Source organism: Nitrospirota bacterium (assembly GCA_035873375.1).
GTDB lineage: Bacteria > Nitrospirota > Thermodesulfovibrionia > Thermodesulfovibrionales > JdFR-85 > BMS3Bbin07.
Map to the genome: position 1 here is coordinate 1 of JAYWMQ010000018.1, position 10049 is coordinate 10049.

The window sequence follows — 10049 nt, forward strand, 5'->3', positions numbered from 1 at the left end:
TTTAGGTTTTATGATGGGACTGATCGAGGCATTCATACTATTAAATCAGCGCTTCGAGAGATTAACAGGCAAAAATGTAATTCGTCAATGGATAAGATGGGGCTCTATGCAACTCATAGAAAAACCTCGCTTGTTTTAGGGCTAGGATTATCCTTTTCTCTAACAACTCTTATTGCTTCAAAATTGTCACTGGGAATGAATAAAGGATTATGTGAACAAATCATTATTTGAGAGTCTTTTTCTGAAAGATCATTTAAAGTTTCTGCAAGATGTTTTGCTTGAGGTGGGTGTTGATAAATTTCTGGTTCTTCTATTCCCATTATCAATGTTGGGGCTGTTTCATCAGAAAGTTCAGTCAATTCTTGAAGTAAGGCAAGCATATATGACCGTTGCAAACCATGCCCAAATCTTGCCAGTTCACCCTCAAATCCTCGCTCACCGATTTTGAGATATGCCCAAGGTTCTTCAACTTTTACTGACTTATCAGAATCCTGTTTCCACAGAATTTGGGCAGTAATGCCAGGATGCGCCCACGACTCTAAACTATCCTGCAATGTAGAAGATATTGAATCCAATACTGATTGCTCCTCATCCAATATTTTCTGATATTCTTCTTGCGTGTCCTTCTTTAATTTTCCAACTTTTTCGGAAAAATTTACTTTTGACCTAACAGTTCTCGCTAATAATTGTCCTAAAGCTGTGTTCTTTGATTCTTCGGTTTCTTCTGTAGCATCTTTTGATGCAGGAACGAATACCCACTGTACATGGTTAGCTAATCTATTGGCTCCTTTACTCACCCCATAAAACTGATCCTCGCTTGGAATCAAATCGCAATCATCAGGATGCTCCGCTTCATATGCTTTGAGGGCATCCGCCATCGTAGTTTTTGTTCCTGGCCTAGGTAAGTCAGGATATTTCGTTTGCAGATTTTGATAAATAAGCTTCAATTCTGAAACTTTTTCTCCATTCTTATCTGCTTCAAAATATTTTCGAAAATTCTGTAGACCTAAACGATTTCCATATTGTTTTACATCGGCACAATCTGTTGTTGAATCATATTTTGCTACAGAAGAAACGATCAGCTTATCCTGTCTTACATAATCAGATAATTCGGCTTTCGCAGCGTCAGAAAGCTCTGTGAATGTGACTGTGATTTTTACTGGTTCTTCTGTATTTCTGTGATGAAAATCTTCACTTGTAAGTTTGCTAAGATTTGTCTTACTGTCTTTATACTGCCTAAAAAAAACATTCAAAGCATTTAAGACAGTTGATTTCCCTGAACCATTCGCACCGACAAAACAGGTATAGTTATCAAACTTGATTGTCTCATCCTTGAAGCTTCTAAAGTTCTTTATTCTTACAGATTCGATTTTCACGGTTATTCCTTTTTATCTACAGACTGGGTAGGTCATCAAAAATCGTAGGGGGGCAGGTCTACACATTTGACATTCGAATCGTAATTTTGTAAATTTGTGCAATGTGTAGACTTGCCCCCTACGTGACCCTGCAATAAAATTAATTTTAATAAGAACTCATTCTTTCAATACATGCTGGATTATTGCAACGTGCTGAAATATTACCATTATTATCAATGATTTTTTCTAAAGGATATCCACATTCTGGGCATAGTCCTTCTAATTCCTCAAAGATATCGAACTTTTTGTGCAGTTCTTCTTTTAATGATTTTGCATCTTTTGCCAAACTTGACATTTGGGTTGGTGATAACATTTGTTTGCTTAAATCTTCAAATTTAGAAAGAATAAAATTGATTTTTTTAATCAATAAAGTTGAGTCTTGATTTGATCGTCGATAATAGAAATGTGTTATTATCCAACTTGCAATTGCACCTAGAATTACACCTGTAATAATTTCAATCATAAGTCATTAATCTCATTTTTTATTTTCTAATGGCCTAAATGAGGTATAGGGCAACCAGCCTTTGCAAAAAAAGCACAGAGGCTATTCCCTGTTGCCTCGATTGACTTGTTATCTGCTTTATTTCTTTGGTAAATATGCTGTCACCTTTTTAGTTTAGTAATAAGCAGTTCCCGTTACGATTTTTTTTTGGACTAATGGGTGGTCTGGTCAATGGCTCTAATATCACACTTTTTCCAGTAACAATTATTTGAGTCTTCAACATAAGTATGCCATTACTTTCTCTACCTTTATCCACAAAAGAATCGGTTCTGTATTCTGTAAAGTGATCAAGCCCTATATCTTTAGTATGTCCTGTCGTGGGATAAGACAATCTGATATGGTCATCTGTAACTTTATCAACAAACCATAGATCGGGGACATCAACATTACTGCTAAATTTGGGTATAGGATTGATTCTTACCCATCCATTTAGTGTTTTAAGTTTCTTTTTATTCATATCATATGTCCTCCAGATGACAATTATTAAATGTATAGGGAGCTGCTGCAGGAGTTTCTGGACTTCCTGACCACCCGCAAGCCTGTACCTGAAAAAGGCACCCTTTTTATGCTCACTGAGTAAGCGGATTTCTCTCTTTATTACTACATCTGCTCTTCCATAGTCTCCCCGTTCTTCTATATCTTCTTCGGCGATGCAAACCGCCAAATTTATCTACCCTGCTTTCAAAAAATACATATATGAGCCACGGCTCTCAGCCAGCCCCTGCGTAGTTCAGTGAAACACCATGCCAGTCTATCAATTTCCTGGAGGGATCCATTCTTTTTTCGCACTCATCCAGCCATTTGTGGATCTCTTCAACCATGAAAGGCTTTTCGAATATCCTGCAGCCAAGGCTTTTGGCGTATGCATGATCCACCTCTGTCCATGTGCCTGACATCACTGCCTTGTTTTGAACAATGCCTCTGCAACCTTTCTGCATCTGGTTCTGAATGAACTCCAGACCATTCATGTTAGGCATATTGTTGTCGGTAATTAAAATATCACCGCACACTTGACCGGGAGGGCATGAGCATTCTGTATCTGAATGTAAGGCGCAATATGTTGGGTCGGGAAAAGATAAAACCGTGTATCCCCGGCTCTCCAGGATTCTGGATAACAAAGACCGTATCTTCTCATCGTCATCAAAAACAAATGCCCTTAAACTCATAGTGTTCCCTCCCGTAATTAGACTTAATTTATGATTTCCTTTGCATTAACCTCAAAACTCACAGCTCTAAAGGCATATCCAGATCCCTCGCATCCTTGACCCTTTCAATCTCCCCATTCTTTTTCATATAAATCACTTCTTCCACCTGGGCATTAAGGATCATCCTCCTGCAGAGAAGGCAGGGTTTGCCTTCGGCGAATGTGTTATCATCCTCAAAGCCTGCTATGTATATGGTTGAGCCCTTCATCCTCTCCGGGGGCGCATTTACAATAGCGTTCTGCTCAGCATGCACAGCCACGCAGAGTTCATAACGCTCACCCGGGGGTACGTTCAGTTCCTTTCTCCTGCACACACCGGAGTCAATACAGTTCACAGCGCCTCTGGGTGCACCGTTATAGCCTGTGCTCACAATTACATTATCCTTGACAATAACAGCGCCATACCTGCGCCTGAGACAGGTCGACCTTGTGGAAACCACCCTGGCTATCTCAAGGAAATACTCGTCCCAGGAAGGGCGGTTTCGTGGTTCGTTATTCCCGTTTCCTCCGCTACTCATTCTCTTAACCCTCCTTTATTATCAAACAGCAAACTCAGCCACAGATTCACGCAGATTAGCGCTGATATTTTTTCTCTCCCCAAAAACGTTCGGGGCATCCAGAAAGCATTTAAAAGACTGGATTCCGGCTTAAAGACTGCCGGAATGACAGATAGAATAATTGAGTTTATAAACAGACTCTTTTTATCTGTAGTCTCTTTGTATTAAATCCTGATCTGAGTTCATCTGCGAAATCTGCGGCTAAAAACAAAGTCTTTGCTTTTATTGCCTGCTATCCGCACTTTGTATGCCCGCAGTTGCGGCACACAGCGCAGCCGCTCTCATGCTCCACAGTACCGCCGCACTCGGGACATGCCCCTATCTGCATGACCGCATCATTGAGTTTCTTGCCGTTGCCGTTCCCCTTTCCCTTTGTCATGTAAAGCTCAAGGGCCTTGGCAATGGCATCTGCACAGGACGATATCTTTCCGCCGCTTGACCACGCATGCTGGTGGCAGGATATTCCCTTCAGTTGCGTTATAATCTCTTCAGGGGCAATGTTTGACCGCAGAGACAGGCTGACAAGCCTTCCTATCGCCTCTGACTGGCTTGATGCGCAACCGCCTGCCTTGCCTATATGATTGAAGACCTCAAAGGGAAGCCCTTCCTCGTCTTCATTTACAGTGACATAGAGGGTGCCGCAGCCTGTCTTCATTGCCTGGGTCGTACCCTTGATCATATCCGGCCTCTTTCGTGGAATAATCTTCTGTTTCTCTTCTGCTGCCTGCCCGTCCCCTGTGGCCTGGGCATCGGAACTCTCCTTGGTCCCCCTGCTCAGGACCTGGCTCTCCCTTGAGCCATCCCTGTATACGGTAACACCCTTGCACCCGAGCCTGTATGCCCGGAGAAAGACCTCTTTGACATCTTCAGGGGTAGCATGGTTTGGGAAATTAACGGTCTTGCTAACGGCATTGTCAACATGCCTCTGGAAGGCCGCCTGCATACGGATATGGTCCTCAGGTGTGATGTCGTGGGCAGTGATGAAAACTTTTTTTACATCTTCCGGTATCTCCGCAATGCCGAGAATAGAGCCTGTTTCGGAAATCCTCTCCATCATCTCCCTGGAGAAAAAGCCCCTTTCCCTGGCAACAGTCTCAAAGAATGGATTTATCTCAAATAACTTTGTGCCTTCAAGAACGGTCCTGACAAAACAGACCGCAAAGACGGGTTCAACCCCTGAGGAGCAACCTGCAATGATGCTCAGGCTTCCTGTTGGCGCTATTGTGGTGATTGTGGCATTGCGGACCTTTACGCTGCCGGCATAAATGCTTTTATCGTAGTTTGGAAACACACCCCTTACTTCTGCGAGTCCCTCTGATGCCTTTCTGCCCTCTGAGTTGATAAAGCCCATCACCTCTTCAGCCAGGCTCAGGGCCTTTTCAGAATTGTATGGAATGCCGAGTTGAATCAATATATCAGCCCAGCCCATTACCCCAAGACCTATCTTCCTGTTGGCCGTGGTCATCTCCTCGATCTTTTTCAGGGGATACTGGTTTATATCTATGACGTTGTCAAGGAAATGTACTGCCTTGTGTGTTATAACCCTGAGGTGTTCCCAGTCAACCTCACCGTTTTGTACCATCTTTGCAAGATTTATTGAGCCGAGATTGCAGGACTCATACGGCAGCAGCGGCTGTTCACCGCATGGGTTTGTGCTCTCAATCTCCCCTGCCTGTGGTGTGGGGTTGGACTGGTTTATCCTGTCGATGAATACTATCCCCGGCTCTCCGTTCTGCCATGAGTGCCGGACAATCAGGTCAAAAACCTCCCTGGCCCCGAACCTCCCGTCAACCTTCCTGGTCCTCGGGTTTATCAGGTCGTATTCACCGTCCACCTCAACCTTTTCCATAAACTCATCGGTAAGGGCTACGGAGATATTGAAATTGTTCAACCTCTCGTTGTCGTCCTTGCAGGTGATAAAGCCAAGAATGTCCGGGTGGTCAATACGGAGCATGCCCATGTTGGCCCCCCTGCGTGTGCCCCCCTGTTTTACGGCCTCTGTTGCCGTGTCAAATACCGTCATAAAGGATATAGGGCCGGAGGATATGCCCTTGGTGGAACCCACTACATCACCGCCCGGCCTCAGGCGGGAGAAGCTGAACCCGGTGCCCCCACCGGATTTATGTATGATTGCAGCATTCTTGACTGCCTCAAAAATGCTCTCCATGGAGTCTTCGATCGGCAGTACAAAACATGCCGATAATTGCCCGAGCCGCCTGCCCGCATTCATCAGGGTCGGGCTGTTCGGCAGAAAATAGAGAGAAGACACCATCTGATAGAACTCGTCTTCCAGGGTACCAACCTCTTCAGGTGAACAGCCGTAGTTGAGGTCTGCTGATGCCACTGCCCTTGCCACCCTTCTGAACATATCCTCGGGTTTTTCCGTAACATTTCCCTCTTCGTCCTTCTTCAGGTACCTCTTCTGCAATACCTTGAGTGCATTGTCAGTAAGGTTGAGAGCAGAGTTTAAAAGATCCATTCGATACCTCCTCCTTTTATACTTTTATATTTTTTTCCGCTTTCTGTTGCAATGTCTCAAGGGCCTTTATCTTGACAGAGAATTGACTGAAGGCGTCTTCATTTTCAATGGGACAGGTTTTTGTGCAGATATGCGGACATCGCAGACAATTAAACCAGTCGTTCAGGCCTTTACAGAAGTCCAAAATACCCCCTACAGATTGTGGCTCATGGTAGTGTTTAGTCAATTAAACCACAATATGTGGTATTTGTCAAGAAAAAAATGCAGGCTACTTAAGGCGTTGATTTCAAAGAATTTTTCCTGTGAAATAGGTGTTGGTGAAATGTTAAGAAAATTTTGGAAAAGAATCTTGCTATGAAAACAGATCGAAATGCTATATAATATGCCCATGATGGATGGAATAAATGCAGATACAAAGGTTTCAACTTTATTCAGGGAATATCCCGAGACAGTCGACTATCTCCTCTCCCTCGGGCTATGTGAATGCAAGGACACTTTTGCCAAGGCACTCAAGGATGTTGCAAGTGAAAAAGGTCTTGATCTGGAAGAGTTTTTAAAGGAGATTAACAGCCGTGTGAGGTAATCTCCTTAACCTGCCCCGCCTTTTTCTGAATCAGCCTGACTTCTTCTGAACCCGGGGGTTTATGGACAGAACCCGCTCAGCCGTGCCTTCCTCTCCCATTCCATAACCCTGCGGTAATCCCTGAAAAGCCTTTCCCTTTCCCTGAATTCCCGTGTGTGGATGGCACGTCTTCCGTTCTTCCTTCTTAATATCCCGATATCAGCGTGCAGCATTTCATGGTAGACAATAAATTCGACAAAAAACCCCGGCACCCTGACGCAGTCCAGCCCCGGATTGATCCTGATGGTCTTTGTCTCTGAATTATAACTGCCGAGGGTCCTTTTCCTGACGGCCTTTTTCGGTGAGCGCTTTCCCCAGGTTATCACTGCATTGATCCCGTTGGAGAAATACTCCCTGTTCACCTTTTCAAATATCTCATGGAGATTATAAACCCTTCCCTCGGGCTCGACCCTGTCAGGGGTCCTGGACCTCTTTCTTACCCTCCACTGGTTTTTCCTGAAGAAGTCATGGACAAGGGGTGTCTTGATGGAGGGTTTTTTGATTAATTCCGCTATCTCAAGGATTACCTCCAGGGGGGCCTCGGTAAAGAGACGCTGTACCCTCAGGAGGACCCTGTCCCCTTCTCTTTTAAAGCTGACTATGCTTGTTCTGTTGTTTGTCAGGATAAGCTCTACAGGTCTGCAGACAGCTTGCTCTATAACCCTTTGAAGATTCATGGAAGTTCCCTGATGGTAAAATATATGGTCGGGGCGACTGGATTCGAACCAGCGGCACCCAACTCCCGAAGCTGGTGCGCTACCAGACTGCGCTACGCCCCGCCGATTAGATAATAAACACAATATTCAATCAGTCAAGAGCAAATTAAAATAGAATTTGACAATTATATTTTATGCTGTAGTGTGTAGGCTGTTTCATGCTATTATAAAGTAAATAGATGGTAAAGAGAGGAGGTTTTTAGAAATGGGTGACAAAATAAGTAGAAGAAAATTTCTTGGCAGGGCTACAGGAACAGTAGGAGGAATCGGTGCTGTGTGTGCGCTGTATCCTGTGGCCGAAAGCCTTCAGCCGAGCAAAGACGCTATGTCGCAATCTATAGCAAAAGTTGATATAAGCGGCATGCAAGATTTTGATCTCAAAAGCGTTCCTTTCAAAGGTAAACCGCTTTTTGTTATGAAATTTCCAGAGGGGTATAATTTAAAAAAATGGGGTGGCAAAGCTAAAGAGAGCACAAACTATGAGAAAATTAAACCGATACTGAAGAGACAGAAAAATGTTGTTGCCATAATAGGCGTATGTACTCACTTAGGCTGCATACCTATATGGGAAAAACATAGCGGACAAGGATACAAAGCGCCTATATATTACTGCCCTTGCCATGGCGGTGTTTATACACCATGGGGCGATAATATTTACGGTCCCCATCCTCGTCCTCTTTGGCTTCCAAAAAAACAAAAACTTGTCGGCAATATATTAACTGTTGGTTAAACTATATAACTAAGGAGCGAAGAATGGGTCAACCGATAAAAGAATGGTTTGAATCAAGAACTGGTTTGGGAAAAATTTTCCATAAGGAGATGATTGAGTATCGTGTTCCTAAAGGATTAACACTGCCGTACTCATTAGGTGTTTTAGCTGTTGTGTTTCTTGTTATACAGATAATAAGCGGGGTTTTCGTACTTATGTATTATAAGCCTGATATGAACCTTGCATTCGACAGTGTTAATTACACGATTGCTCAAGTTATACCGTGGGGGTGGTTTTTTAGAGCACTTCATGCAGTAGGTGCAGGCTTTTTCATGGCAATAATATATACACATATGTTTACAGGCGTTTACTACAACGCGTATAAAAATCCAAGACAACTTGTTTGGATTATCGGATGGGTAATATATATGGTTATGATCCTTCTGGTTTTAACCGGATATCTTCTTCCACAGGGACAGCTTTCATACTGGGCAAGTGAGGTAGTCAGCGAAATGCCGACAGCTATTCCGCTTGGCATAATGGACAAGGTATCTTTATGGATAAAGGGTGGATTTTCAGTTGGAGATATCACAATCACAAGATTTTTTGCGCTGCATGTTGTACTTTTACCGCTTTTGCTGATAGTCCTCGTCTTTTTTCATATGCAATTTTTTCATCAGACAGGTGTTACAAGTGCCGACGGACGCGAAGTTCACGGAAATGAAAAAGAAACGGTTCCATTTATATATGTAACTTTGAAAGAAGGTGTTATAATAGCAATCGTATTGGCAGCATTTTCATATTTTATATTCTTTAATCCGGGTCCATTTACACCTTCCGCTAATTTTGCTCCCGCAGATCCAATGAGAACACCTGCACATATTGCACCCGAGTGGTATTTAACCGCTTTTTATGAGATCTTCAGATCCATACCGGGCAAATTTCTCGGTTTTATGGCAACCAATATGTTCTTAATATTTCTGCTTTTATTACCAATTCTGGATACATCAAAAAAGAAAAGCGCAACAAAGCGTCCGCTGTTCTATTTTGTGTACCTGTTGTTTCTTCTCTCTTTTGCGGTACTTTCCATTGAGGGCACGCAGCCGGATACAGCTCAGTCAAGAGTAATCGGACAAGTATTCTTTTTTGTCAATATGTTATTTTTCGCAAGCTTACCGGTGATAGCTCATTTTGAGAAAAAAAAGGAGGCAATACAGTGAAATTCCTGCGTTCAATTCCAATTGTTATAATACTTGGCGGTCTGTTCTATGCCCTGTGGAGCGGTGTTCTGGAGCCGTCAGAATGGAAGGTTCCTCAATCTGCCGAGGTTATCAAGGCAAAAGTCGGGGAAGTTCAATTAGTTAAAGAAGGTGCAAAAATATTTAAGACATCTTGTGCCGCCTGCCACTCATTAAGATACAAAAAAATATACCCATTTTTTGTTAATGCGCCAAATGAAAAACCACTCTTTAAAATTCTCATGAAAGAACACAACGGATTTCTGACAAGAGATGTTTATGAATCAGCCTTTGCGCTTCAATTAAAGGGTCTCAAAGCGGCATTCGGATCGGTTCCGCCGGATCTTTCAACCGCTTATGTTTATTTGGGTGAAGGAAAATTATTTAATATTATCAAAGACCCGCAAAAGGTGCTTCCGGGTACTAAAATGCCCAATATGCATCTAAACAACAAACAGATTGTGGCAGTATCGGCATTTTTGAAAACTGCTATACTTCCTACCGCAAAAGAAACCAGTAGAAGACATCTCATCGGTATGATTGTTATCATATTCTTTATTATTCTCGCAATACTGTTAGCATTATACAGAAAAGTTGTATTGGAAGA

11 protein-coding genes and 1 tRNA gene are annotated in these 10049 nt (G+C 42.9%); 4 read left to right on the forward strand and 8 right to left on the reverse strand.

The features are described from left to right. Positions 1-113: 113 nt before the first annotated feature. The 6 genes from VST71_04500 to VST71_04525 form a co-directional block, all read right to left on the reverse strand. Positions 114-1376, reverse strand: coding sequence for an ATP-binding protein (locus tag VST71_04500; protein ID MEC4684979.1), 1263 nt, complete (start codon positions 1374-1376; stop codon positions 114-116). 145 nt (positions 1377-1521) lie between these two features. Continuing rightward, positions 1522-1878, reverse strand: coding sequence for a hypothetical protein (locus VST71_04505; GenBank protein MEC4684980.1), 357 nt, complete (start codon positions 1876-1878; stop codon positions 1522-1524). 148 nt (positions 1879-2026) lie between these two features. Further along, positions 2027-2581, reverse strand: coding sequence for a hypothetical protein (locus tag VST71_04510; protein MEC4684981.1), 555 nt, complete (start codon positions 2579-2581; stop codon positions 2027-2029). A gap of 46 nt (positions 2582-2627) precedes the next feature. Beyond that, a complete protein-coding gene (locus VST71_04515; protein MEC4684982.1) occupies positions 2628-3083 on the reverse strand; it encodes a response regulator in 456 nt (151 codons plus the stop codon). Between the two features lie 58 nt (positions 3084-3141). After that, positions 3142-3639, reverse strand: coding sequence for a cytidine/deoxycytidylate deaminase family protein (locus VST71_04520; GenBank protein MEC4684983.1), 498 nt, complete (start codon positions 3637-3639; stop codon positions 3142-3144). 271 nt (positions 3640-3910) lie between these two features. After that, on the reverse strand, positions 3911-6157 hold the full coding sequence (locus VST71_04525; GenBank protein MEC4684984.1) for a vitamin B12-dependent ribonucleotide reductase: 2247 nt from the start codon (positions 6155-6157) through the stop codon (positions 3911-3913). Between the two features lie 370 nt (positions 6158-6527). Here VST71_04525 and VST71_04530 point away from each other — a divergent pair, with 370 nt between their 5' ends. Then, complete coding sequence (locus VST71_04530; protein MEC4684985.1) at positions 6528-6740, forward strand: hypothetical protein; 213 nt, start codon at positions 6528-6530, stop codon at positions 6738-6740. A 59-nt stretch (positions 6741-6799) separates the two neighbouring features. On the opposite strand, the gene VST71_04535 is transcribed toward VST71_04530, so the two are convergent. Further along, a complete protein-coding gene (locus VST71_04535) occupies positions 6800-7456 on the reverse strand; it encodes a SprT-like domain-containing protein (GenBank protein MEC4684986.1) in 657 nt (218 codons plus the stop codon). 25 nt (positions 7457-7481) lie between these two features. Further along, a tRNA-Pro gene (locus VST71_04540) sits at positions 7482-7558 on the reverse strand. 142 nt (positions 7559-7700) lie between these two features. On the opposite strand from VST71_04540, the gene petA reads away from it, so the two are divergent. The 3 genes from petA to VST71_04555 all read left to right on the forward strand — a co-directional run. After that, positions 7701-8225, forward strand: coding sequence for a ubiquinol-cytochrome c reductase iron-sulfur subunit (petA, locus tag VST71_04545; GenBank protein ID MEC4684987.1), 525 nt, complete (start codon positions 7701-7703; stop codon positions 8223-8225). A gap of 23 nt (positions 8226-8248) precedes the next feature. Continuing rightward, positions 8249-9424: a cytochrome bc complex cytochrome b subunit gene (locus VST71_04550; GenBank protein MEC4684988.1), complete on the forward strand. Its 1176-nt coding sequence runs from the start codon at positions 8249-8251 to the stop codon at positions 9422-9424. Further along, positions 9421-10049, forward strand: a 629-nt coding sequence (locus tag VST71_04555) for a c-type cytochrome (protein MEC4684989.1), incomplete at its 3' end; no start/stop codon positions are given. The genes VST71_04550 and VST71_04555, both read left to right, overlap by 4 nt.